Below are 25,241 nucleotides of genomic sequence, written 5' to 3' on the forward strand. Positions count from 1 at the left end.
GACTTTATCGATTCTGTTGAGAAAGATATCTGAATAGTGTCAGATCAAACCCCTCCACCCGGTTCCGACGATATGAATGGCGGCCCGAGCGGTATTGAGCCGATTTCCATTATCGAGGAAATGCAGCGCTCATATCTCGATTACGCAATGAGCGTTATCGTGAGCCGCGCTTTGCCTGATGTGCGCGACGGCCTCAAGCCTGTGCATCGTCGTATCCTTCACGCCATGAACGAGATGAATCTCGCCTATAATCGCCCCTACCGTAAATCGGCAGGTGTGATCGGTGAGGTCATGGGTAAGTATCACCCGCATGGCGACTCCTCGATTTACGACGCCCTCGTGCGTATGGCGCAGGATTTTTCCATGCGCGATCCGCTCGTCGACGGGCAGGGCAATTTCGGCTCCATCGACGGTGATCCACCGGCCGCGATGCGTTATACCGAATGCCGTCTGGAAAAGCTCACTGAAGCGCTCCTGTCGGACATCGACAAGGACACGGTCAATTTCCAGGACAATTACGACGGTCGCGAACGTGAGCCGGTGGTTATGCCGGCTCGTTTCCCGAACCTGCTCGTCAATGGGTCGGGTGGTATCGCGGTCGGTATGGCGACCAATATTCCGCCGCACAACCTTGGCGAAGTCATCGATGGCTGCATCGCGCTGATTAAAAACCCGGCCATTGAGCTGGAAGAAATCATGGAAATTATTCCCGGTCCGGATTTTCCGACCGGCGGCATCATTCTCGGACGCGCTGGCATCAATTCGGCCTATACGACGGGTCGCGGCTCGGTGATCATGCGCGGACGTGCTGCAATCGAACCGATGCGCGGCGACCGCGAGGCCATTATCATCACCGAGATTCCGTATCAGGTGAACAAGGCCTCGATGATCGAGAAAATGGCTGAGCTGGTGCGCGACAAGCGTATCGAAGGCATTTCCGATCTGCGCGACGAATCCGATCGCGAAGGCTATCGCGTTGTGGTCGAGTTGAAGCGTGACGCCGTAGCCGACGTCGTGCTGAACCAGCTCTATCGTTATACACCGCTGCAGACCTCTTTCGGTTGCAACATGGTGGCGCTGAACGGCGGCAAGCCCGAACAGCTGACGCTGCTCGACATGCTCCGCGCCTTCGTGGCTTTCCGTGAGGAAGTCGTCACACGTCGCACCAAGTTCCTGCTCAACAAGGCGCGTGACCGCGCGCATGTGTTGGTTGGTCTGGCGATTGCCGTTGCCAATATCGATGAAGTGATCGCACTGATCCGTCGTGCACCTGATCCGACGACAGCGCGTGAACAGTTGATGGAACGTCGCTGGCCTGCCGCCGACGTTGCACCACTGATCCGCCTGATTGATGATCCGCGTCACCGCATCAATGACGACAACACCTATAACCTCTCCGAAGAACAGGCTCGCGCCATTCTCGATCTGCGTCTCCAGCGCCTGACCGCGCTTGGCCGCGATGAAGTGGCGGACGAACTGAACAAGATTGGTGAGGAAATTCGCGATTATCTCGACATTCTCAGCTCGCGCGTGCGCGTGATGACAATTGTCACAGACGAAATGATCGCCGTTCGTGACGAGTTCGCCACGCCACGCCGCACCGAATTCGGTCTTGGTGGCGCGGAAATGGACGATGAAGACCTCATCGCCCGCGAAGACATGGTCGTCACGGTCAGCCATGCTGGTTACATCAAGCGTGTGCCTCTGGCGACCTATCGTGCACAGCGCCGCGGCGGCAAGGGCCGTTCGGGCATGGCGACGAAGGACGAAGATTTCGTCACGCGCCTGTTTGTCGCCAATACGCATACGCCGGTTCTGTTCTTCTCCTCGCGTGGCATTGTCTACAAGGAGAAGGTCTGGCGTCTGCCGGTCGGTAATCCGCAGTCACGCGGCAAGGCGCTTATCAACATGCTGCCGCTGCAGCAGGGCGAGCGTATTACGACCATCATGCCGTTGCCGGAGGATGAAGATTCCTGGGCAAATCTGGACGTCATGTTCTCGACAACGCGTGGTACGGTTCGCCGTAACAAGCTGTCGGACTTCGTTCAGGTCAACCGCAACGGCAAGATCGCAATGAAGCTTGAGGACGAGGGCGATGAAATCCTCTCCGTCGATACCTGTACGGAATTCGACGATGTGCTTCTGACTTGTGCTGGCGGCCAGTGCATCCGTTTCCCGGTTACTGATGTGCGCGTCTTCGCAGGCCGCAACTCGATCGGCGTACGCGGCATCAATCTGGCGGATGGCGACAAGGTCATCTCCATGGCGATCCTGCACCATGTCGATGCTGACGCGTCGCAGCGTTCCGCCTATCTCAAGCGTTCGATTGCCGAACGCCGGGCTCAAGGTGCAGACGATGCCGATGATATCGTCGTTGTCGGTGAAGAAGTCGGTACCGACGCCGAGCTTTCCGAAGAGCGGTATCAGGAACTGAAGGCACGCGAACAGACCGTGCTGACAGTCAGCGAATATGGCTACGGCAAGCGTTCGTCGTCTTACGAGTTCCGTGTTTCGGGCCGTGGCGGCAAGGGTATCCGCGCAACCGATACGTCGAAGACCGACGAAATCGGCAAGCTCGTCTCGCTGTTCCCTGTCGAGGCAAGCGACCAGATCCTGCTCGTCTCCGATGGCGGTCAGCTTATTCGTGTGCCGGTCGACGGTATTCGTCTTGCAGGCCGTTCAACGAAGGGCGTCACGATCTTCAACACGGCTGACGGCGAAAAGGTCGTTTCGGTCGAGCGCATTTCCGAAACGGAAAGCGATGAAGACGGTGGCAATGGCGGCGTCGAGGGTGGCGAATCCGCTCCCGAGGGCGAAACCCCAACGACGAACGAAGAATAAGGCAAACTGGCCGGGCGCATTCGCCCGGTTAGAGCATTTCCAGCAAAAGTGCGTAGTGGTTTTGCGCAGGATAATGCGTAAAAACAAATGGATAGAGCGGTTCCACGATTCCGTTTTAACCGGAACCGCTCTAGAACAAGCACAACGAAAAAGGCCGATGGTTTTACCATCGGCCTTTTTCAGATGCCAAGACTGGAGGAATTGGCGATCTTCTAACCAGATCACGTCGATTAGACGGCGACAAGATCGCTGATATTCAAGTTATTCAGTGTGAGATATTTAGAAGATTAGCGTCATGGCGATGTGTTCTTCTGGCGCTTCATCTCAAGCCGATAAGGCGAGACTTAAACCCGTGAAGACGCAGATTATCGCGAACGCATGTTGCGGATACTGTTGAGGTCGAATGCCACCTGACGCACGCGCTGGCGTTTGGCTTCGTTCTCCTCAAGGAGCAGTATGATTGCCGATGCGGCCATTGCGACCATCATGGATAATGCCAGAAGAAAGATCATCATCGTCATATCCTTTCAGCATACATACGCTTCAGAAACGAAAAGGTTGCACCAAACTTGCGCCTATTCTGGTAAATCGGTTGTGAACTTGCTGTGAAATCGGTGTTCACATCACGTTCAATTGGTTTCTTGGTTTCTATTTTCTTATCGCTGTGGTTCTTGTTGAAAATCCTGTCAGAAAAGGCTAGCTGGAAGAAATGACAATCGCGATCTATGCGGGCTCCTTCGACCCGGTGACAAACGGCCATATGGATGTCCTGAAAGGCGCACTGCGCCTTGCCGATGAGGTTATTGTCGCTATTGGCGTTCATCCCGGTAAGAAACCGCTGTTCAGTTTCGACGAGCGCGTGGAGCTGATCGGCCAGAGCGCGAAAGCTGTTCTTGGCAGTGATGCGGCGCGCATTTCCGTTATTTCCTTCGATGGCTTGGTGATCGACTCAGCGCGCAAGCATAAGGCGCAGTTGATGGTGCGCGGCCTGCGCGATGGCACCGATCTTGATTACGAAATGCAGATGGCGGGGATGAACGGCACTATGGCGCCGGAATTGCAGACTGTTTTCCTGCCAGCCGATCCTGCCGTGCGCACGATTACCGCCACATTGGTTCGCCAGATTGCGTCGATGGGCGGCAATATCAAGCCTTTCGTACCGGCTATTGTTGCCGCTGCCCTTGAAGCAAAATTCAAATCCTGAGGTTTGGGAGTTTTTCGATCATGAAATCTATTCGTTCGGCGCTCGCCGCTGCCGCGATCCTTACACTGTCTCAAGGCGTGATGGCCTCCGTCGCCAATGCGGCGGACACGCTCGTTCTGAAGCTCAAGGACGGTGATGTTGCGATCCAGCTGCGTCCTGACCTCGCGCCGAAGCATGTGGCCCAGATCGAAAAGCTGGTCAGCGATGGCGCCTATGACGGCGTTGCCTTCCACCGTGTCATTCCGGGCTTCATGGCCCAGACTGGCGATGTCCAGTATGGCAATATGGACAAGGGCTTCAACGCTCAGAGCGTTGGCACCGGTGGCTCCAAATATCCGGACATCAAGGCTGAGTTCTCGAAAGAACCTTTCGTGCGCGGCACGGTTGGCATGGCACGCAGCCAGAGCCCGAATTCCGCTAACTCGCAGTTCTTCATCATGTTCGATGACGGCGCATTCCTGAACGGCCAGTACACTGTGGTCGGCAAGGTTGTCAGCGGCATGGAAGCCGTGGACAAGATAAAGAAGGGCAGCGAATCCGATAACGGATCCGTGGAAAACCCGGACAAGATCGTCAAGGCGACCATTCAGAAATAACTATCCAATACAACGCGTCTTATTGAACGCATTGAAACAGGAGAGGCCAAATGGCTTACAAAGACCCCGAAAACACGCTCGTTCTGGAAACCACCAAGGGCAATGTTGTGCTCGAACTCTATCCGGATCTGGCACCGGGCCACGTCGAGCGCATCAAGGAACTGGCACGCGAAGGCGCTTATGACGGCGTTGTGTTCCACCGCGTGATCGACGGCTTCATGGCGCAGACTGGCGACGTGAAGTTCGGCAAGTCGGGCGGCGCGCATTTCAACGGCTCGCGCGCTGGCATGGGCGGTTCGGACAAGCCGGACCTGAAGGCTGAGTTCTCCAACACCCAGCACAAGCGCGGCACGGCTTCGATGGCACGCAGCCAGAACCCGAATTCGGCCAACTCGCAGTTCTTCATCTGCTTCACCGATGCTCCTTGGCTCGACCGCCAGTACACCGTCTGGGGTCAGGTCATCGAAGGCATGGACAATGTCGACACGATCAAGCGCGGCGAGCCGGTTACCGATCCGGACAAGATCGTAACTGCACGTATCGCAGCCGATATCTGATCGATTATTTCCAATGAAAATTGCGGCTCCGGTTTATACCGGGGCCGTCATTCGTTTACCGCATTGTCCAACGCATCGAAGCGGGATCAGAAATCAGTCCAGTGAACTGATTTCCCCGCGTAGACGCTTCGTACTTTTGCTGGAAATGCTCTAGAGCGGTTCCGATTAAAACGGAATCGTGGAACCGCTCTATCTAACTGTTTTTACGCATTATCCTACGCAAAACCGCTTCGCACTTTTGCTGGAAATGCTTTAGAGGCCCATCATGCGTGTTGATCTTTTTGATTTCGATCTGCCGGAAGAGCGTATCGCCTTGCGCCCCGCAGCGCCCCGCGACCATGCAAAGCTTTTGCGTGTTGTTCCGGGCCAGCCTTTCGAGGATCGCCACGTCTATGATCTGCCCGACTTGTTACAGCCGGGCGATGCACTTGTTTTCAATGATACCAAGGTGATACCGGCGCAACTAGAAGGCATGCGCGAACGCGACGGCAATATTAGCCAAGTCAGCGCAACCTTGCATATGCGCATGGGGCCTGACCGCTGGGCGGCGTTCTTGCGTCCGGCCAAGCGCGTGAAGGAAGGCGACCGCATCCGCTTCGGCCATTCCGGTTCAAGCTGCTTCCTGGGCACCCTTGATGCGACCGTTGCCGAGAAAGGTGACGCAGGCGAAGCGCTTCTGGTGTTCGACCTGTCCAGCGCAATGCTGGATGAGGCCATCGCTGCTGTCGGCCATATTCCGCTTCCGCCCTATATTGCATCGAAGCGTGCGGAAGACGATCGCGACCGCAGCGACTATCAAACCGTTTATGCCCGTGAGGAAGGCGCTGTCGCAGCCCCGACCGCTGGACTTCATTTCACGCCTGACCTTCTGGAAAAAATCAAGGCCAAGGGCATTGAAGAGCATTTCGTGACGCTGCATGTCGGGGCGGGGACGTTCCTGCCCGTCAAGGCCGATGACACGAGCGATCACAAGATGCATTCCGAGATCGGCTATGTTTCGCAGAAGACTGCCGATGCGTTGAATGCCGTGCATGCGCGCGGCGGCCGCGTTGTCTGTGTCGGCACCACGTCGCTGCGGCTCATTGAAAGTGCAGCCGGTGAAGATGGCATCATCCGTCCGTGGTCCGGCCCGACCGACATCTTCATCACGCCCGGCTATAAATTCCGCGCCGTCGACATGCTGATGACCAATTTCCACCTGCCACGTTCGACATTGTTCATGCTGGTTTCCGCATTCAGCGGTCTCGATACGATGCGCGCCGCCTATGAACGGGCGATTAAAACCGGCTATCGGTTCTATTCCTATGGCGACGGCAGCTTGCTTGAACGCGCCTGACATATTAGACAATGGCCATGACCAGCGAAAATTTTGAATTCAAAGTCCTCGCCCGCGATGGCGCGGCCCGTCAGGGTGAAATTTCCATGCCGCGCGGCGTGGTGCGCACGCCTGCCTTCATGCCTGTCGGCACAGCCGGAACCGTCAAAGCCATGTATATGGATCAGGTGAAGGAACTTGGCGCGGATATCATTCTCGGCAACACCTATCATCTCATGCTGCGCCCCGGTGCGGAGCGCGTTGCCCGCCTTGGCGGACTGCATGAATTCGGCGGCTGGAAAGGCCCGATCCTTACCGATTCCGGTGGCTTTCAGGTCATGTCTCTGGCGCAATTGCGCAAGCTGGATGAGAAGGGCGTAACCTTCCGCTCGCATATCGACGGCAAAGCCTATGAGATGACGCCGGAGCGTTCCATTGAAATTCAGGGCCTGCTGGATAGCGACATTCAGATGCAGCTTGATGAATGCGTGGCGCTGCCTTCACCGGAAAAAAACACCGAACGCGCAATGGAACTGTCGCTCCGCTGGGCCGAACGCTGCAAGGTGGCCTTTGGCGACCAGCCCGGCAAAGCGATGTTTGGCATCGTGCAGGGCGGTGACAATCCGCGCCTGCGCGAGCGTTCAGCAGAAGCGTTGAAGGCGATGGACCTCAAGGGTTATTCGGTCGGCGGCCTTGCTGTCGGCGAGCCGCAGGAAGTCATGCTGGACATGTTGGAAGTGGTCTGCCCGATCCTGCCAGCCGAAAAGCCGCGTTACCTGATGGGCGTCGGCACGCCGGACGACATTCTGAAATCAGTTGCGCGCGGCATCGATATGTTCGATTGCGTGATGCCAACCCGCGCAGGACGTCATGGTCTAGCCTTCACGCGTTTCGGCAAGGTCAATCTGCGCAATGCGCGCCATGCGGACGATCACCGTCCGCTCGATCCGGAATCCGATTGCCCGGCGTCGCGCGACTACAGCCGCGCCTATCTGCACCATCTGGTGAAGTCCGGCGAGGCACTGGGCGCCATGCTGCTGACCTGGAACAATCTGGCTTATTATCAGTATCTGATGAAGGGCATCCGCGCAGCAATTGCCGAAGGTCGCTTCAACGACTTTGCCGCTGAAACCACCGCAGGGTGGGAGCGGGGAGACATCCCGGCTCTGTGATTCGCGAGTTGCTAATATAAAGGGGCGCTCAGCGCCCTTTTTTCTTAAATGCTGTCAGTTTTCTGTCAGCATGTTTTCCAAACGGCAGAGAACGGTGCGCTGTTCTTCATCACTTAAAATTTCGCATTCCATCAATTTGGAACACTCGAGGCCTGCGACGGCCAGATAGACGATCAGGGCAGTATCAGGGTCGGTTGTGTCCTTGATCATGCGGTCAAGAAACGTCCGGTGATACTGGCGAACAGGGACCATGAAACCGGGATCTTCGGCAAGTGCGGCAAGGACACCACAAGCAGGTGGTTCGTCGTCGGCCTGAACGCGATAAACATCGAGAAAAGCCCGCGCAACGCGGTTTTTATCGCCGGACTGGAGCGTTTCCTGAACCTCCATCGCCCGCTCATGTTCTTTCATATATTCTTCGACAACGCCTTCGAGCAGCTTTGCCTTGGTCGGAAAAGAATAAAGCAAACCGCCTTTCGACAGCCCCGCACGGGCCGCAACGGCGTCGAGTGAAATGTGAGCTGGCCCCACTTCCCGGGCAAGTTCCACGGCCGCGCGTAAAATACGCTCGCGCGAAGAGACCTTCTTTTTAGCTAACAACTTCGCAGGGTCTCCTGACAGTTCATGAGTTGACAATACCGTCCAGACGGTACAGTTATTCGCTCCGCTAATTCAAGTAAAATACGCGCGACCTTTGTGTGATTGCGAAAGGGTGCGCTCAACGTCCCCTTCGACGCTTTTTTAAGAGCGTTCAGGGCGCCACCCCGGAGTACAACCGCAATGATAAAGCGCCTAATTCTGGCAATCGTGTTCTTGGTGATCGTCGTCGGGGGGCTTGTCGGCTTCAATCTGTTCAGATCGAAGGCCATCAAGGACTTTTTCGCCACTATGCAGCAGCCAGCGCAGACGGTTTCGACCACCACGGTTGAGCCAGGCACATGGCAGCCGGGTGTTGAGGCTATCGGCACGGCCCATGCGCTCAACGGCGTGGACCTGACGGTTCAGCTCGACGGCATCGTGCAGAAGATCAACTTCACCTCCAATCAGGACGTGAAGGAAGGCGACGTGTTGCTTCAGCTGGAAGATAGCATCCAGAAGGCTGACCTTGTTGCCGCCGAAGCGCAGGCTGTTCTTGCCCAGCAGAATCTGAAGCGCGCCGATACGCTGCGCACACGCGGCGTCGGTGCTGTTTCTAACGTCGATACGACAGCGTCCGTCGCCAATGCTGCGGAAGCTGCCGTTGAAAAGATGCGCGCGACGCTCGCACAGAAGACGGTGAAAGCGCCGTTCTCCGGCGTTATCGGCATCGCCAAAGTCGATATTGGCCAGTATCTGACGCCCGGCACGGTGATTGCCACCTTGCAGGACACCAACATGATGCGCATCGACTTCACGGTGCCGGAACAGTCGCTGACCTCGATCAAGCTCGGCCAGACCGTCAAGGTCGGTTCGACGGCTGAGAAGCTCGATTTCACCGGTACGATCGTGGGTATCGATCCGAAGATCGACCCGACCACGCGCCTTGTTTCGGTGCGCGCCGAGGTTAAAAACCCGGATCACAAGCTGACGCCCGGTCAGTTCGTGCAGGTTCGCGTTGAACTGCCCGAAGAAAGCAATGTGTTCGCCATCGCGCAGACGTCCATCGTGTCGAGCCTTTACGGCGACTATGTCTATGCCGTTCGCCCGGAAAAGAAGGCTGAAGACGGCAAGGCAAATACGGAAGCAGCAAAGCCTGCCGAAGAAACCAAGACGCCTGCCGCCGATGCAAAGCCCGCCGACGGTGAAAAGCTGGTCGCACAGCAGGTCTTCGTGAAGCTTGGCCGTCGCTATAACGGCGTGGTGGAGATCACCAGCGGCCTCAAGGCAGGCGATATCGTCATCACCGCAGGACAGAACAGGCTTTCGCCCGGCGTTCCGGTGAACATCGACAATGCGGTTAACCCGGCCAATCCGGCTGACAAGAAATAGGCGAACCGATGAGTTTTTCAGACATTTTCATCCGGCGACCCGTTCTTGCAACGGTGGTCGCCCTCATGATCATTCTCCTCGGCCTTCAGGGTATTGCGCAGCTTTCCGTGCGCGAATATCCGAAGGTTGACGAAACGGTCATCACCATCACCACCAACTATGCCGGTGCAAGCGCTGAACTCATTCAGGGCTTCATCACCGCGCCAATCGCTGAATCGGTCGCGACGACCGAAAATATCGATTATGTGACGTCGTCCAGCCGCCCATCGTCGAGCACGGTGACGGTGCAGATGAAGCTCGGCGCAAATCCGGATGCCGCGCTGACGGAAGTGATCGCCAAGGTCAATCAGGTCCGCGGCGATCTGCCGGATGAATCCGATGACCCGATCATCGTCAAGGGAACGGGCCAGAGCTTCGCAACCATGTATCTGGCTGCGCAGAACCCGAACATGACGAGCGAGCAGATCACCGAATATCTGGAACGCGTCATCCAGCCGCGCATGTCCACCATTCAGGGTGTCGCCAAGGCTGAAATCCTTGGTGGTCAGGTCTATTCGATGCGTGTCTGGCTCGATCCGATCCAGTTGGCTGCGCGTCAGATAACGGCACCGGAAGTGCTGGCCGCGATCAACGCATCCAACTTCCTGTCGGCTCCGGGCACGACGAAGAATGAATATGTTGCGTCTTCGATCACGCTGAAATCGACGCTGCAAACACCGGAAGCCTTTGGCGCAATGCCGATCAAAACTTCGGGTGACGAAGTTGTGCGTCTGCGTGATGTGGCAAAGGTGGAACTGGCGGCCAAGAGCACCGACACCATCGTTTCGTTCAACGGCTCGGCAGGTACCTTCCTCGGCGTTTACCCGACACCGGCAGCGAACCCGATCGACATGGCGGCTGCCGTCAACAAGGAACTGCCGTCGATCCAGAACTCGCTGCCGGAAGGCATGTCGCTGGTTCTCGTCTATGACGCGACCGAGCAGATCAGCTCGTCGATCAAGGAAGTCTTCACGACCATTGGCGAAGCTGTGGCTATCGTTATTCTGGTCATCATCGTCTTCCTCGGTTCGTTCCGTTCGGTTCTGATCCCGATTGTGACCATTCCGATCTCGCTGATCGGCGTGTGCTTCTTCCTGTTCGCACTCGGTTTCTCGATCAATCTTCTCTCACTGCTCGCCATGGTTCTGGCCATCGGCCTCGTGGTCGATGACGCCATCGTCGTTCTGGAGAATATTCACCGCCATATCGAAGAGGGTTTGCGTCCAATGGATGCCGCCTTCAAGGGTATGAAGGAAATCACCGGCTCGATCATCGCCATGACGATCACGCTGGCTGCCGTGTTTGCTCCGCTCGGTTTCACCGGCGGTCTGACCGGCGCGCTGTTCCGCGAATTCGCCTTCACGCTGGCGGGTGCCGTTATCATTTCCGGTGTGGCGGCTTTGACCATCTCGCCGATGATGTGCTCGCGCATGCTCAAGCATGGCGAGGCAACGCGGTTCCAGAAGTTTATCGACCGCACATTCTCGCGCGTGGAGAAGTGGTATCATCGTCGCGTCACGAACTCGCTGAACTATCGCGGCATCACGCTGATGATCGTCATAGCGCTGATGGGCCTGACGGGATTCCTGTTCATGAACACGTCGAGCGAACTGGCTCCTGAAGAAGATTCGGGCGCGCTGTTCTCAATGTTCCAGGCTCCGCAATATGCGACTTCCGCCTACACCAACCTCTATGCCGAACAGATTGATGAGCTGACGAAGGATCTGCCCGAGCAAAAGACCCGGTTCCAGATCGTCGGCATGGATGGCGGCACGACTTCGGGTATCGCACTCTGGGTGCTGAGCGACTGGAACGACCGTACCCGTTCGCAGAAGCAGATTCAGGAAGACCTGACAAATCGTCTGAACAAGGTGGCTGGTGTACAGGCTTTCGTCTTCGCTCCACCATCGCTTCCGGGCACCGGCGGCGGCCTGCCGATCTCGATTGCACTGCAGTCGACCGGTCCGGCGGACACGGTTTTCGCACTGGCCGAAGAGATCAAGAACGAAGCGCAGGCTTCGGGACAGTTCATCATCGTGCAGAACTCGCTGTCCTTCAACGCACCGGAAACAACGATCACCATCGACCGTGACCGTGCGGCAACGCTTGGCGTGCAGGTGAGCGATATCGGTGCAACGCTTGGTCTTCTGACCGGTGGCGCGTCGGTTGCCAAGTTTGACCGCGATTCAAACAGCTATGACATCATCACCCAAGTGCCGGATGCCTATCGCTCGAATCCCGAAAAGCTCGGTGAGTTCTATGTTCGCAGCGTTTCGGGTTCGATGATCCCACTGTCGTCGGTCATCACGATCACACAGAACGCATCGCCTGCCGCAATCGAGCAGTTCAACCAGCTCAATTCGGCAACGATCTCCGCGCTGCCTCTGCCGGGCGTGACAACGGGCCAAGGCCTGCAAACGCTTGTCGATCTGACCAAGGCCAAGATGCCGGAAGGCTTCTTCCTCGATTATTCCGGCCAGTCGCGTCTGGAAGTGGAGCAGGGCAACACGATCCTGATCGCCTTCGGCCTCGCCGTTGTCGTGATCTATCTGGTTCTGGCTGCGCAGTTCGAAAGCTTCCGCGATCCGTTCATCATCATGATGTCGGTGCCGCTTTCGATCTTCGGCGCTATCGTGCCGCTCAATATCGGTCTTGGCACGCTGAACATCTACACGCAGGTTGGTCTCATCACCCTTGTCGGGTTGATTACCAAGCACGGCATTCTGATGGTGGAATTCGCCAATCAGCAGCGCCGCCTGCACGGACTTTCGCGCCGTGATGCAATCATCGCTGCTGCCGAAACCCGTCTGCGTCCGATCCTGATGACCACTGCGGCCATGGCGCTCGGCGTTGTTCCGCTGATCATCGCAACCGGTGCTGGCGCTGCCGCCCGTTATTCGATGGGTCTGGTGATTTTCACCGGTATCGTGATCGGCACGATGTTCACGCTGTTCGTGGTGCCGATGTTCTACACCTTCATCGCAAAGAAGGATGTGGAAGGCGAATATGTGGTTAAGCCGGAAGAGGGGCATGATTCAGCCCCGGCACAACCGCACTAATATTGGCTGATCACTCTTAGTTGCTTTGAATTAAGTATAGGGCACCTTATTTTTAGGGTGCCCTATTTCTTTGCGGTCGTTGTAACCGCAGTACTCAATCCCATATGAGCCAGTATGATACCTTTATCCGTACTCGATCTTTCGCCCGTTCCCGATAACAGCGATGCCGGTCAGTCTCTGCGCAACACGCTTGAGCTTGCACAGCATGCGGAGAAACTTGGCTTTCATCGCTATTGGCTGGCCGAACATCACAATATGCCCGGCATTGCCAGCGCCGCCACTTCAGTGGTGATAGGCTATGTTGCCAATGGCACTTCGACAATCCGCGTCGGCGCGGGCGGCATCATGCTGCCGAACCATTCGCCTCTGGTGATTGCCGAACAGTTCGGCACGCTGGCCTCGCTCTTTCCGGGCCGTATCGACCTCGGCCTTGGCCGTGCGCCCGGAACCGACCAGATCACGGCCCATGCGCTGCGGCGCAATCTTGATGGCGATGCCAGCGCATTCCCGCAGGACGTGGTCGAACTGCTCAACTATTTCAAACCGGCAGAGCCTGCCCAGCGCGTCCGCGCCGTTCCGGGTGAGGGGCTTGAGGTTCCGGTCTGGATTCTCGGCTCAAGCCTGTTCGGCGCGCAACTGGCTGCCATGCTGGGCCTGCCTTACGCCTTCGCATCGCATTTTGCACCAGCGGAAATGGAACGCGCCATCGCGCTTTATCGCGAGCGGTTTGAGCCCTCGGAATATATGCAGAAGCCTTATGTCATGCTCGGCCTCAACGTTATTGCCGCTGATACAGATGAAGAGGCGCATTATCTCTTCACTTCGCAATTGCAGGCTTTCGTGAACCTGCGCAGCGGCCGTCCGGGCAAGCTTCCGGCACCGGTAGAAGGCTACATGGAACAGCTTGATCCGGCAGCGCAAGCGCTTGTCCGCCAGATGCTGTCATGCCGCGTCGTCGGCGGGCCTGAAACGGTGGCAAAGGGCATTCAGGCTTTTGCCGAAAGCACCGGCGCTGATGAACTGATGATCACTGGCATGATTCATGATCACAAGAAGCGCCTGCGGTCCTACGAGATTGTCAGCAACTCGATTGCGTGAGGATCGAATTCGCGATTGACTTCACCCAGAAGCCAATCGCGAAACGCATTCACCGCAGGCGTGTTGGTGCGCGCCTTCGGTGTGACGAAATAATAGCTGCTCGGGCTTTTGACCGTGTGCGGATAGGCCACCACGAGCTGCCCGCTATCGATTTCCGAGCGGGTTAGAAAAAGCGGCATGAGGGCGACGCCCAGCCCCGCGATACAGGCCTGCGAAACGTTGGAAAACTGTTCAAACCGCATGCCGCCCGGCGCTGGCACGGTGATGTCGAGGCTGCGGAACCAATGATCCCACGCGCCCGGTCGCGATGCCATATTGAACAGTGGCAGCCGCAGAAGATCGGTGGGTGCTGACACCGGGTTCTCCCTCAGAAAAGCCGGGCTGCACACCGGCGCAACCGTCTCATCCATCAAAAACACGCAATCCGCATTGGGCCAGTCCGGCTGGCCGATGTGAATGGCCGCGTCGAGACCTTCGCGGTCGAAATCGAATTGACCAATGCGAGTTGCGAAATTCAGAATAATATCCGGATATTGCGCCACAAAACGCGGAATGCGCGGGATGAGCCAGCGTGTGCCGAATGTCGGCAGAAAAGCGAGGTTCAATGTCTTGCCGCGCATCTGCGACATAACCTGAAGCGAAGCAGCACGAATGGCTGAAAGGGCAGGCGCAACAGCATTGAAATAAGCACGCCCCGCATCCGACAGCACGACATGGCGGCTGGTGCGGTCGAAAAGCGCTGTTCCAAGCTGTTCTTCGAGCGTTGAAATCTGGCGGCTGACGGCGCCTTGCGTCAGCGCCAGTTCTTCGGCAGCGGCTGAAAAGCTTGCCAGCCGCGCAACAGCGTCAAACGCTGCAAGCGCACTGGTCGAGGGAAGGAGCCGTCGTGAGAGTGTCGTCATGATCTATTACTAAATGGAATAGATCGATGAGTAAACATCGTTTGCAGCCTGACGCCCTGCGGTTCATAGTCCGGTCAATTCTGAACTGAGGAGAATTCATAATGTCGCGTACGGCCTTTAACTGGGAAGATCCATTTCTGCTCGACGAACAGCTGACTGAAGACGAGCGCATGATCCGCGACTCCGCAAAGGCGTTTGCGAGCGACGTTCTGCTGCCGCGTGTGGAAAAGGCCTATCTCGACGAAACGACCGATCCGGAACTGTTCCGCCTCATGGGCCAGTCCGGTCTGCTCGGCGTTACGCTGCCGGAAGAATATGGCGCGGCCAATGCCGGTTATGTCGCCTACGGCCTCGTGGCTCGCGAAGTTGAGCGCGTTGATTCCGGCTATCGTTCGATGATGAGCGTGCAGTCCTCGCTCGTCATGTACCCGATCTACGCCTACGGCTCCGACGAACAGCGCAAGAAATATCTGCCGGGTCTCGTCTCGGGCGAACTGATCGGCTGTTTCGGCCTGACCGAGCCGGATGCCGGTTCTGACCCTGCGGGCATGAAGACCCGCGCCGAAAAGATCGACGGCGGCTATCGCCTGACCGGCTCCAAGATGTGGATCTCGAATTCGCCAATCGCCGACGTGTTCGTGGTGTGGGCCAAGTCCGCTGCCCATGACAACGCCATCCGCGGTTTCGTGCTTGAAAAGGGCATGAAGGGTCTTTCCGCTCCGAAGATCGGCGGTAAGCTGTCGCTACGCGCATCGATCACCGGCGAAATCGTCATGGACGGCGTGGAAGTGTCGGAAGACGCCCTGCTGCCAAACGTATCGGGTCTCAAGGGTCCGTTCGGCTGCCTTAACCGCGCCCGCTACGGCATTTCCTGGGGTGTGCTGGGCGCTGCCGAAGATTGCTGGTTCCGTGCGCGTCAATACGGCCTCGACCGCAAGCAGTTCGACAAGCCGCTGGCCGGCACGCAGCTTTATCAGAAGAAGCTTGCCGACATGCAGACCGAAATCACGCTCGGCCTTCAGGCATCGCTGCGCGTCGGTCGCCTGTTCGACGAAGGCAAAATGGCTCCGGAAATGATCTCCATCGTCAAGCGCAACAATTGCGGTAAGGCGCTCGATATTGCCCGTCAGGCGCGCGACATGCATGGCGGCAACGGTATCCAGATCGAGTACCACGTGATGCGCCACGCGCAGAACCTTGAAACGGTGAATACCTATGAAGGCACACATGACGTTCACGCGCTGATCCTTGGACGCGCGCAGACTGGTATTCAGGCTTTCTTCTGATCGTAACCGCCCGCGCAATGTTCTCCCAAGGCCCGCTCGCTTTCTGCGGGCGGGCTTTTCCGCTTTTGTAAGGTATCCGAAATGCAGAACACACCGCTTGACGGTCTCAAAGTGGTTGAGCTGGCCCGCATTCTGGCCGGTCCGTGGGTCGGTCAGACGCTCTCCGATCTAGGCGCGGACGTTATCAAAGTCGAAAGCCCAGAAGGCGACGATACGCGCAAATGGGGGCCTCCGTTCATTGAAGTCGAAGGTGAGAAGTCGGCTGCCTATTTCCATGCCTGTAATCGCGGCAAGCGCTCGATCACGGCGGATTTCCGCACGGAAGAGGGGCGGGAGCTGGTGCGCCGCCTCGTGGCCGATGCAGATGTTGTTATCGAGAATTTCAAGCTTGGTGGCCTCGATAAATACGGCCTCGACTATGAGAGCCTCAAGGCTGTCAATCCGCGCCTGATCTACTGCTCCATCACCGGATTCGGACATGACGGTCCCTATGCCGAGCGGGCAGGCTATGACTTCATGATCCAGGGCATGGGCGGCATCATGGATCTGACTGGCGAGCCGGATCGCGAGCCGCAGAAGATCGGCGTGGCCTTTGCCGACATTTTTACGGGCCTCTATAGCGTGATTGCCATCCAGTCGGCACTCATCATGCGCCAGCGTACGGGCAAGGGACAGCACATCGATATGGCGCTGTTCGATTGTATGTCGGCGGTTCTCGCCAATCAGGCTATGAATTATCTGGCCTCCGGCATATCCCCGAAGCGTATGGGCAATGCGCATCCCAATATCGCGCCGTACCAGACGCTGCCGGTCTCTGACGGCTATTTCATCATCGCCTGCGGTAATGACGGCCAATTCGGCCGACTAGTCGGACTTCTGGATCTTGCAGAGCTTGCGAGCGATGAGCGCTTTGCAACCAATGCTGCCCGCGTCGCGAACCGCACCGCGCTAACCGAGCTTCTGGAAGAGCGCACCCGTCAGTGGACCCGTGACGACCTTCTGGCGAGACTGGAAAAGATTGGCGTTCCGGCAGGGCCAATCAATTCGGTGGCGGATGTCTTTGCCGATCCGCAATTCATCGCACGCGGGATGAAGATCGACCCGCAAGGCGTGCCGGGACTGCGCACGCCGATCCGCTTCTCCGATGCGGAACTTAAAATCGACCACCGCTCACCCAATCTGGGAGAGCACAGCGAAATGGTTCGATCGGAACTGGACAAGGCATGAATCAAAAACCCCGCTCAGGCGGGGTTTTTCTTTACCGATAGGCCGGTGGCTCAGTCTTCTACGGCCACCATGACGTCGGACGCCTTGACGACGGCATATGCCGTTCCGCCTACTGCAAGACGCAGCTCGTCAACAGCTTCGTTGGTGATGGAAGAGGTGACGATCACGCCATTGCCGATATCGATACGCACATGCGCCGTCGTGGCGCCTTTGGTAACGTCTACGATTTTGCCCTTGAGCCTGTTACGCGCGCTGATCTTCATGCAATCCTCCATGATTGTGTTCAGGCCTGAAAACTAACACAGACATCTATGTCAAAGAGGGGGAATATCGAGGGCCAAGGCTGAAACTGTTTATAGCAGGGCTTGGAAAAACAAAAACGCCCCAGAGGGCGTTTGCTTAAAATCTAACGATTTCAACTCTCTAGAGAGAGAATGGTGCGGTCGAGAAGACTCGAACTTCCACGGGTTGCCCCACAGCGACCTCAACGCTGCGCGTCTACCAATTCCGCCACGACCGCCCGTGGTAGAAGCCGAATTGCTCCGGCGAGTGGGCATTTAGCAAATCACCTTGGGGTGCACAAGCCCCATCTGCATCATCAGCCAATCTTTTTCGAAAAGAATGTGAAGAACCGCAGCACATTCACCCAATCAAACACCAGGAACCCTTATTTTGTGGGCTTTTTCAAAGACTTCCCACAAATGATATTTTTTCAAAAAATCTTCACAGAGCAGGTCTTCCAGACGTGAAAAGCGTCAGCGGTGATCAGACTGTCGACGGAATCGCGAATCCCGTTTCCGGAAGATTCGCAAAAAAGCAGAGAAATCAGCCCGCTATGCCCTGAAGACGCCGAATATCCTCCAGACGTTTGATCGTTTCGACATATCCGGCATCGATTGCCTCGGCGGCGCGGTGAAAATCCGCAAGCCCAATCTGGCCGACAATCGGCATCAGCGACAGATCCGGCGGGTCACCGGCCATGCGGGCACGGGAAATACGGTCCTGAATGATGTTAAAGGCATCCATCATCACACCGGTGATTCCAAGACGCGCTTCCTTTTCGCCATGGATCGCGTTGGGTAGACTTTCCTGGCGCATCTGGGCGTGTTTGATGACCGCCGCACGGCCATACTGGTCGTAATGGAGATTGACCGCCAGAACGAGCCGCTGCTCATAGGCGCGGCAAACGGAAACCGGCACAGGATTGACGAGCGCACCGTCGACCAGCACACGCTCATCCCACCGCACAGGCTCGAACACGCCGGGCAGGGCATAGGAGGCGCGCATCGCGTCCACCAGCGGTCCGGACGACAGCCATATTTCATGGCCGGTACGCAATTCCGTGCAGACCGCGACAAAGGGCCGTGTGAGCTCTTCTATGCGCAGGCCATCGAGATGTTCGCGTAAGCGCCCATCGAGCTTCATGCCGCCAAACAGCCCACTCCCACGAAATGTAATGTCGAGGAGATTGAACATGCGACGGCGGGTCAGACTGCGGGCGAATTCTTCCAACTCATCGAGCTTGCCTGCGAGATAACAACCGCCGACGAGTGCGCCAATAGATGTACCGGCGATCATTTCGATCTTGATGCCAGCCTCGTCAAGCGCGCGCAACACGCCGATATGCGACCAGCCGCGCGCAGCACCGCCGCCAAGCGCCAGCGCGATCTTACGCGGCTCGCGCTTGATTTCGGGCTTCTCAATGACTTCCTGAGCAGGCGCTTCGACGTCAATGCTGACAGTCCTGCGCCGTACCCCCCAGTTAAGCATCACCTTGGACACCTCATCGTTTCGATCAGATTAGCGAAACATGGTATCCAAAGAATAAATGCTGCAAATTGATGACGCGAGGCCTATTCGCATCATCACATCGTTTTGAAGGCGATCAATGATCGTGATCGCAATCGCCGCCATTTTCGATTTTCAGTGTGGTTTCACCATTTTCAGTGACCACCTGCCGGTAGAAGCATGAGCGGCGTCCGGTATGGCAGGTGGGGCCATCGCCAGCAACACGAACCTTGAGCCACAAGGCGTCCTGATCGCAATCGGTGCGCAATTCAATCACGCTTTGCAAATTGCCGGAGGTTTCGCCCTTCTTCCAAAGCGTGTTGCGTGAGCGCGACCAGTAATGCGCGACCCCTGTATCCAGCGTCAGGCGAAGCGCCTCCGCATTCATATGGGCAACCATCAAAAGCACACCGTCACGCTCGTCTGTGACGACTGCCGTGATAAGGCCGGAAGCATCGAAGCGCGGCATGAATACCGCACCTTCTTCAATTGTGTTTTTATCGGAAGGCTGGGCAGGGAAGGTCGTCATTGTCTCACCTGAAATGGATAAGAGGCACGCGTTTTATACCGCGTGCCTCTGAATATCTGAAAAACATGTCATGCATAGCCGAAAAGCCGAAGCCTTTCGGGGGCAGCGCCTTATTTGCTGCGCGACAGGGTCATGAAACGCACCTGTTCATCCACCTTGACCTTCATCTCTCCGGTGAAAGTGGTGGTAATGGTGGTCGAACCCTGCTTGCGAATACCGCGCATGGCCATGCACATATGCTCGGCCTCGATCATCACAGCAACGCCACGCGGCTTCAGAATATTCTGAATGCTGTCGGCGATCTGCGCAGTGATGCTTTCCTGCGTCTGCAGGCGATGCGCGAAAATATCGACCACGCGGGCGATTTTCGACAGGCCAACAACCTTGTGGTCAGGAAGATAGGCGACATGCGCCTTGCCGATGATCGGAACCATATGGTGTTCGCAATGCGAGAAGAAGGAAATGTCCTTCACCAGCACCATATCATTATAACCGGCAACTTCCTCGAACACGGTGCCAAGCACTTCTTCAGGGCTCTCCGAATAACCGGAAAAAAGCTCCTTATAGGCCTTGGCAACACGCTTTGGCGTTTCCAGAAGGCCTTCGCGTTCCGGATCATCGCCAGCCCACAGCAAAAGCGTGCGAACTGCCGCTTCCGCATCGGCTTGCGTCGGCTTACCGTGCAACGGGGTAACATTTGCCTGCTTCTTTGAAGACAGGCCGGATTCGTCATCTTCTTTGAGGATGCGCGCGTCCATCAGTATTCTCCAGTAGTCTCCTTCAAGGAGGAGACGAGTTAAACGGACAATACAACGATACGCTTTGCGAGCGGGCGATGTATTGATCCGGTGGCTTAAGCGCACCGGACAGGTTTCATGCCACCACCATGGCACTGTGCTAAAACATGATACCGTAAAACACAAAGGTTTTTCGTATCAGATCATGTCTTAAAACAGACTGTCGGAGCGTTCAACAATAGTTAAAAGTCCAACGTTCCAACGCCATCCAAAGTGCAGGCGTTACTTGCCTAATATATAGGGAGTAAATTGCAACTTCAAACTGATATCAAAAAACATTTTTTTGTTTTTTCTCTGACTGGTATCAACGTTTTGAAATTCGTATCATTTTGGCGCAATGAAAGCGGCAGGGGCAGGATTCGAAAAACTCCTGTATCTTGCTCAATCTGACGCTTTCGACGGATTTGAAGTTCCTGACTGCTGGCACCATGTAAATGAATGAAGCTGCATGGCCAGCATATCAGGCGGAAGGCTTACGCACATGATCGACGACATCTACAACAAACGCATCCTGGAGTTTGCAGGCAATTTGGAGCGTATCGGTCGGCTGGCGGAGCCGGATGCCGTCGCAACGATGCATTCCAAGCTGTGCGGTTCGACGGTCACCGTCTATCTCAAGATGGCGGACGGTGTAGTGACCGATTTTGCACACGAGGTGAAAGCCTGTGCCTTGGGGCAGGCGTCTTCCTCTGTCATGGCGCGCAACGTCATCGGCGCGACTGCCGACGAACTGAAAGCCGTCCGCGATGCGATGTATGCCATGCTCAAGGAAAACGCTCCGTCACCGGAAGGACGATTCGAAGACCTGAAATATTTCGAGCCGGTGCGCGAATACAGAGCTCGCCACGCATCGACGCTTTTGACCTTCGACGCCGTTGTCGATTGCATTCGCCAGATCGAAGACAAAGCCAAGGCCGCCTGACCCAATGTGCTCCTGTGGCGAAGACCACACGACTGATACGCAGCCTCCAGCAAAGCGATACAGCCGTAATTTCACCGAGCGCTGGCGCAAGACGCCGGGGAGGGTGTTTGGCACGGCGTTTGTCCGATTCTATCAGCTGACACTGTCGTCGCTGATCGGAAATTCCTGCCGCCATATGCCGACCTGTTCCGAATATGCCTATGAAGCGATTGCGCGTCATGGCCTGTGGAGTGGCGGCTGGATGGGGCTTTTCCGGGTCATGCGCTGCGGCCCGTTCGGCACGCATGGTTTTGACCCCGTGCCGCGTGAATTGTCGGGCGAGCTGAAATGGTATCTGCCCTGGCGTTACTGGCGCTGCTCGACACCCCACCAATAAATACCAGCATTTTTTCCCGACGCTTAGAATTCATTAACGATATCAATGTTTCTTAGAGAATAAGAATTGAGGCATCGTTATGGTCTTTTTCAGGCCGCAATTTGCCTGCAATGCAGCTGAAGCGCATCCTGCAAGATGTGCCTAATGATCAAAAGGCTGGAGTGGTTATAACGACACGAATGTCGCTTAAGACCGATCTGGCATTTTTACATCCGCGAGCCACCATGCTGACATCGTCGTCCCGTATCGCACGTTTCGTTGCTTCTGTAGCGTTTGGAGCCACTGTTCTTTGTGCCTCCACAGCATTGGCGAAGCCGTCGTGGGTCGTGTTCGACGCTGACAGCAACCGAATTCTTGGGCAGGACGACGCGAATATCCAGCGCGCACCGGCATCGCTCGCCAAGATGATGACGCTTTACATCACGTTTGAAGCTTTGAAGACGGGCCGTCTCCATTGGGACGACGAGATGCCCATTTCCAAGAATGCTGCTGCGAAGGTGCGCATGAAGCTCTGGCTCAAGCCGGAGCAGACCATTTCCGTGCGCGACACGGTCAATGCGATGATCATCATTTCGGCAAATGATGCGGCAACCGTGATGGGCGAATATATCGGCGGCTCTGAAGCGGGTTTCGGCCGTCTGATGACGCAGCGCGCACGTCAGATCGGCATGAAGAGCACTTTCTTTGTCAATCCTTCGGGACTGACCGCGAATATGACCCAGCTCACCACCGCGCGCGATATGGCGGTGCTCGGTATGGCTCTGCGCCGCGACTTCCCTGATCAGTATGCACTGTTTTCGCAGCGCTCTTTTACCTATCGCGGCCGGGTTTATAACGGCCACAACAATCTGATGTACCGCTATGGCGGCGTCGATGGCATCAAGACCGGCTATACAAACGTATCCGGCTATAATCTCGTTTCGTCCGCCATTATCGGCGGCAAGCATCTCGTGGGAGTGGTGCTGGGCGCCGGTTCGGCAGGCGAGCGTGATGGCCAGATGGCCAAGCTTCTGACCCGCTATGGCAATGCCAGCGGCGAGGGTACGGCAGTAGCGATGGCAAAGCCGGTCGCATTTGCGCCGTCGCCGAAAGAAACCCCGAAGAAGGATTCGGTTGCGGACCTGATTGACGATTCCCAGATCGAGCAGGGCGATGGCGGCTATCTCGTCGCGTCCGCCGGTGCGGCCTGGCGTATCCAGCTTGCTGCAACGCCGACGCGCGCCGGGGCTGCTGAGCTTCAGGAAAAGCTGCGCCCCGCCGTGGATCAGGTTGCCCATGGTCTGAGGGGCGAAATTTCACCGGATGGCAAGCGCCGCAAGGTCTATCGCGTCTGGTTTGGCGGCTTCAAGGATTCTGCCTCCGCTGAAAAGGCCTGCGCCAAGCTGAAGAAGCAGCGTATCGACTGCCTGCCCATCAAGGGCTGACATCCCATTTACGAATTATTTTAAACATCCCGACAAATAGCCCTGTCGGGATGTCGCGCTTTACTGGCCGGGCAAAAAATACTAGAAGCCTCACAATACTGACAACGCATGATCATGAACCACCCGCAATCGTTGGCGGGACTGGATAAGGACGAATAGAATGTCGAATACCGTTTCCATGCAATTCCCTGATGGTTCCGTACGGGACTATGATGCATCGACCACCGGCGCTGCACTTGCGGAATCAATCTCCAAATCTCTCGCAAAAAAGGCAGTGGCCTATGCCGTCGACGGCACCGTGCGTGATCTTTCCGATCCGCTTGGCGCTTCCGGCAAGATCGAGATTCTCACCCGCGAAGATCCGCGCGCGCTTGAACTGATCCGTCACGATACGGCGCACGTTCTGGCAGAGGCTGTTCAGGAGCTTTTCCCGGGTACGCAGGTTACCATTGGCCCCGTCATCGAAAACGGTTTCTATTACGACTTTGCGCGGAATGAACCGTTCACCCCGGACGATCTGCCGGTGATCGAAAAGAAGATGCGCGAGATCATTCAGCGCAACAAAGCGTTCACCAAGGAAATCTGGTCGCGCGACAAGGCCAAGCAGGTTTTTGCCGACAAGGGCGAGGCCTACAAGGTCGAACTCGTCGATGCCATTCCAGAAGGTCAGGATCTCAAGATCTATTACCAGGGCGACTGGTTCGATCTTTGCCGCGGTCCGCACATGGCTTCCACGGGCCAGATCGGCAATTCCTTCAAGCTGATGAAGGTTGCCGGTGCTTACTGGCGCGGTGATTCCAACAATCCGATGCTGACCCGCATCTACGGCACCGCTTTTGCCAACGACAACGACCTTCAGGCCTATCTGCATATGCTTGAAGAAGCCGAAAAGCGCGATCATCGTCGCCTTGGCCGCGAAATGGACCTGTTCCATTTCCAGGAAGAAGGACCGGGCGTCGTGTTCTGGCACGCCAAGGGCTGGAAAATGTTCCAGAATCTGGTGAGCTACATGCGCCGTCGCCTCGACAGCCACGGCTATCAGGAAGTCAACGCGCCGCAGGTGCTCGACAAGTCGCTCTGGGAGACTTCCGGTCACTGGGGTTGGTATCGCGACAACATGTTCAAGGTAACGGTTGCCGGTGACGACACCGACGACGACCGCGTCTTTGCGCTGAAGCCGATGAACTGCCCCGGCCACGTGCAGATTTTCAAGCATGGCCTCAAGTCGTACCGTGATCTGCCGATCAAGCTTGCCGAGTTCGGCAATGTGCATCGCTATGAACCGTCGGGCGCTCTGCATGGCCTCATGCGCGTGCGCGGCTTTACGCAGGACGATGCGCACATCTTCTGCACCGAAGAGCAGATGGCTGCGGAATGCCTGCGTATCAACGATCTTATTCTGTCGGTCTATAAGGATTTCGGCTTTGAAGGGATCACGATCAAGCTCTCGACGCGCCCTGAAAAGCGAGTCGGTTCGGACGAGCTTTGGGATCGCGCTGAAAGCGTGATGATGACTGTTCTCGAACAGATCGAGCAGCAGTCGGACGACATCAAGACCGGTATCCTGCCGGGTGAGGGTGCGTTCTACGGGCCGAAGTTCGAATATACGCTGAAGGACGCCATCGGTCGCGAATGGCAGTGCGGCACCACGCAGGTCGATTTCAACCTGCCGGAACGTTTTGGCGCCTTCTACATCGACAATGAATCGGAAAAGCGCCAGCCGGTCATGATCCATCGCGCCATCTGCGGCTCCATGGAACGTTTCCTCGGCATTCTGATCGAAAACTTTGCCGGCCATATGCCGCTCTGGTTCGCGCCGGTTCAGGTCGTGGTGACGACGATCACTTCGGACGCCGACGATTATGCCATCGAAACAGCTGCAAAGCTGAAGGCTGCCGGTTTGCAGGTTGTCACTGATCTGCGCAACGAGAAGATCAACTACAAGGTTCGCGAACATTCGCTCCAGAAGGTTCCGGTCATTCTCGTTTGCGGCAAGCGTGAAGCGGAAGAACAGACGGTCAATATGCGCCGCTTCGGCTCTCGCGATCAGGAACCGATGACACGCGATGAGGCGATTGCCCGTCTTGTTGAAGAGGCAACCCCTCCGGATCTGATCCGCCTCAAGAATGGCGGCAGATAAC

General features: G+C 56.5%; 22 protein-coding genes and 1 tRNA gene. 15 read left to right on the forward strand and 8 right to left on the reverse strand.

Features of this window, described 5'->3' with window-relative positions; all coding sequences use genetic code 11:
* Window positions 1-72 precede the first annotated feature (72 nt).
* Window positions 73-2,841, forward strand: a complete 2,769-nt coding sequence (gyrA, locus tag FGI60_RS10485) for a DNA gyrase subunit A (RefSeq protein WP_138785195.1) — start codon at window positions 73-75, stop codon at window positions 2,839-2,841.
* Window positions 2,842-3,206: 365 nt separating this feature from the next.
* Here the strand turns inward: gyrA and FGI60_RS26260 are convergent, their stop codons facing one another.
* A complete protein-coding gene (locus FGI60_RS26260) occupies window positions 3,207-3,356 on the reverse strand; it encodes a hypothetical protein (protein WP_171058747.1) in 150 nt (49 codons plus the stop codon).
* 194 nt (window positions 3,357-3,550) lie between these two features.
* Here FGI60_RS26260 and coaD point away from each other — a divergent pair, with 194 nt between their 5' ends.
* From coaD to tgt, 5 genes are all read left to right on the forward strand, one after another.
* On the forward strand, window positions 3,551-4,045 hold the full coding sequence (gene coaD / locus FGI60_RS10495) for a pantetheine-phosphate adenylyltransferase (protein ID WP_138785120.1): 495 nt from the start codon (window positions 3,551-3,553) through the stop codon (window positions 4,043-4,045).
* 20 nt (window positions 4,046-4,065) lie between these two features.
* Window positions 4,066-4,641: a peptidylprolyl isomerase gene (locus FGI60_RS10500; protein ID WP_138785121.1), complete on the forward strand. Its 576-nt coding sequence runs from the start codon at window positions 4,066-4,068 to the stop codon at window positions 4,639-4,641.
* A 50-nt stretch (window positions 4,642-4,691) separates the two neighbouring features.
* Complete coding sequence (locus tag FGI60_RS10505; RefSeq protein ID WP_078338616.1) at window positions 4,692-5,198, forward strand: peptidylprolyl isomerase; 507 nt, start codon at window positions 4,692-4,694, stop codon at window positions 5,196-5,198.
* Window positions 5,199-5,463: 265 nt separating this feature from the next.
* Window positions 5,464-6,534, forward strand: coding sequence for a tRNA preQ1(34) S-adenosylmethionine ribosyltransferase-isomerase QueA (queA, locus tag FGI60_RS10510; RefSeq protein WP_138785122.1), 1,071 nt, complete (start codon window positions 5,464-5,466; stop codon window positions 6,532-6,534).
* Between the two features lie 17 nt (window positions 6,535-6,551).
* Window positions 6,552-7,685, forward strand: coding sequence for a tRNA guanosine(34) transglycosylase Tgt (tgt, locus tag FGI60_RS10515; RefSeq protein WP_138785123.1), 1,134 nt, complete (start codon window positions 6,552-6,554; stop codon window positions 7,683-7,685).
* A gap of 54 nt (window positions 7,686-7,739) precedes the next feature.
* On the opposite strand, the gene FGI60_RS10520 is transcribed toward tgt, so the two are convergent.
* Window positions 7,740-8,285, reverse strand: coding sequence for a TetR/AcrR family transcriptional regulator (locus tag FGI60_RS10520; RefSeq protein WP_138785124.1), 546 nt, complete (start codon window positions 8,283-8,285; stop codon window positions 7,740-7,742).
* 180 nt (window positions 8,286-8,465) lie between these two features.
* On the opposite strand from FGI60_RS10520, the gene FGI60_RS10525 reads away from it, so the two are divergent.
* The 3 genes from FGI60_RS10525 (at window position 8,466) to FGI60_RS10535 (ending at window position 13,849) form a co-directional block, all read left to right on the forward strand.
* Window positions 8,466-9,653, forward strand: a complete 1,188-nt coding sequence (locus tag FGI60_RS10525) for an efflux RND transporter periplasmic adaptor subunit (protein WP_138785125.1) — start codon at window positions 8,466-8,468, stop codon at window positions 9,651-9,653.
* An 8-nt stretch (window positions 9,654-9,661) separates the two neighbouring features.
* Window positions 9,662-12,751 (forward strand): efflux RND transporter permease subunit, encoded by a 3,090-nt coding sequence (locus tag FGI60_RS10530; RefSeq protein ID WP_138785126.1) that lies wholly within the window; start codon window positions 9,662-9,664, stop codon window positions 12,749-12,751.
* A 114-nt stretch (window positions 12,752-12,865) separates the two neighbouring features.
* Window positions 12,866-13,849, forward strand: coding sequence for an LLM class flavin-dependent oxidoreductase (locus tag FGI60_RS10535; protein ID WP_078338622.1), 984 nt, complete (start codon window positions 12,866-12,868; stop codon window positions 13,847-13,849).
* Here FGI60_RS10535 and FGI60_RS10540 read toward each other — a convergent pair.
* Window positions 13,819-14,751 carry a LysR family transcriptional regulator gene (locus FGI60_RS10540; RefSeq protein ID WP_138785127.1) on the reverse strand — a complete coding sequence of 311 codons (933 nt, stop codon included), beginning with the start codon at window positions 14,749-14,751 and terminating at the stop codon, window positions 13,819-13,821. The two genes, FGI60_RS10535 and FGI60_RS10540, sit on opposite strands and share 31 nt — an antisense overlap.
* 101 nt (window positions 14,752-14,852) lie before the next feature.
* Between FGI60_RS10540 and FGI60_RS10545 the strand changes: the two genes are divergently transcribed.
* Together FGI60_RS10545 and FGI60_RS10550 are read left to right on the forward strand one after the other, a co-directional pair.
* Window positions 14,853-16,037 (forward strand): acyl-CoA dehydrogenase, encoded by a 1,185-nt coding sequence (locus tag FGI60_RS10545; RefSeq protein WP_078338624.1) that lies wholly within the window; start codon window positions 14,853-14,855, stop codon window positions 16,035-16,037.
* 81 nt (window positions 16,038-16,118) lie between these two features.
* The gene (locus FGI60_RS10550) at window positions 16,119-17,264 is read left to right on the forward strand and encodes a CaiB/BaiF CoA transferase family protein (RefSeq protein WP_138785128.1); all 1,146 of its coding nucleotides are present in this window, start codon (window positions 16,119-16,121) and stop codon (window positions 17,262-17,264) included.
* 50 nt (window positions 17,265-17,314) lie between these two features.
* On the opposite strand, the gene FGI60_RS10555 is transcribed toward FGI60_RS10550, so the two are convergent.
* The 5 genes from FGI60_RS10555 to folE all read right to left on the reverse strand — a co-directional run bounded on the left by FGI60_RS10555 (window position 17,315) and on the right by folE (window position 20,339).
* On the reverse strand, window positions 17,315-17,527 hold the full coding sequence (locus FGI60_RS10555) for a TOBE domain-containing protein (protein ID WP_078338625.1): 213 nt from the start codon (window positions 17,525-17,527) through the stop codon (window positions 17,315-17,317).
* A 172-nt stretch (window positions 17,528-17,699) separates the two neighbouring features.
* A tRNA-Leu gene (locus FGI60_RS10560) sits at window positions 17,700-17,784 on the reverse strand.
* Between the two features lie 305 nt (window positions 17,785-18,089).
* On the reverse strand, window positions 18,090-19,037 hold the full coding sequence (locus tag FGI60_RS10565; RefSeq protein ID WP_138785129.1) for a patatin-like phospholipase family protein: 948 nt from the start codon (window positions 19,035-19,037) through the stop codon (window positions 18,090-18,092).
* A 112-nt stretch (window positions 19,038-19,149) separates the two neighbouring features.
* A complete protein-coding gene (gene hisI, locus FGI60_RS10570) occupies window positions 19,150-19,581 on the reverse strand; it encodes a phosphoribosyl-AMP cyclohydrolase (RefSeq protein WP_138785130.1) in 432 nt (143 codons plus the stop codon).
* A 110-nt stretch (window positions 19,582-19,691) separates the two neighbouring features.
* Window positions 19,692-20,339: a GTP cyclohydrolase I FolE gene (folE, locus tag FGI60_RS10575; RefSeq protein ID WP_138785131.1), complete on the reverse strand. Its 648-nt coding sequence runs from the start codon at window positions 20,337-20,339 to the stop codon at window positions 19,692-19,694.
* A gap of 520 nt (window positions 20,340-20,859) precedes the next feature.
* Here folE and FGI60_RS10580 point away from each other — a divergent pair.
* The 4 genes from FGI60_RS10580 to thrS all read left to right on the forward strand — a co-directional run bounded on the left by FGI60_RS10580 (window position 20,860) and on the right by thrS (window position 25,240).
* Window positions 20,860-21,300, forward strand: coding sequence for an iron-sulfur cluster assembly scaffold protein (locus FGI60_RS10580; protein WP_138785196.1), 441 nt, complete (start codon window positions 20,860-20,862; stop codon window positions 21,298-21,300).
* 4 nt (window positions 21,301-21,304) lie between these two features.
* Window positions 21,305-21,676, forward strand: a complete 372-nt coding sequence (gene yidD / locus FGI60_RS10585; RefSeq protein WP_138785132.1) for a membrane protein insertion efficiency factor YidD — start codon at window positions 21,305-21,307, stop codon at window positions 21,674-21,676.
* Window positions 21,677-21,900: 224 nt separating this feature from the next.
* Complete coding sequence (locus FGI60_RS10590) at window positions 21,901-23,100, forward strand: D-alanyl-D-alanine carboxypeptidase (protein WP_138785197.1); 1,200 nt, start codon at window positions 21,901-21,903, stop codon at window positions 23,098-23,100.
* A 160-nt stretch (window positions 23,101-23,260) separates the two neighbouring features.
* Window positions 23,261-25,240, forward strand: a complete 1,980-nt coding sequence (thrS, locus tag FGI60_RS10595; protein WP_138785133.1) for a threonine--tRNA ligase — start codon at window positions 23,261-23,263, stop codon at window positions 25,238-25,240.
* Window position 25,241: the final 1 nt, after the last annotated feature.

It is taken from the genome of Brucella haematophila (genome assembly GCF_005938105.1).
In the GTDB taxonomy this organism is placed as follows: domain Bacteria; phylum Pseudomonadota; class Alphaproteobacteria; order Rhizobiales; family Rhizobiaceae; genus Brucella; species Brucella haematophila.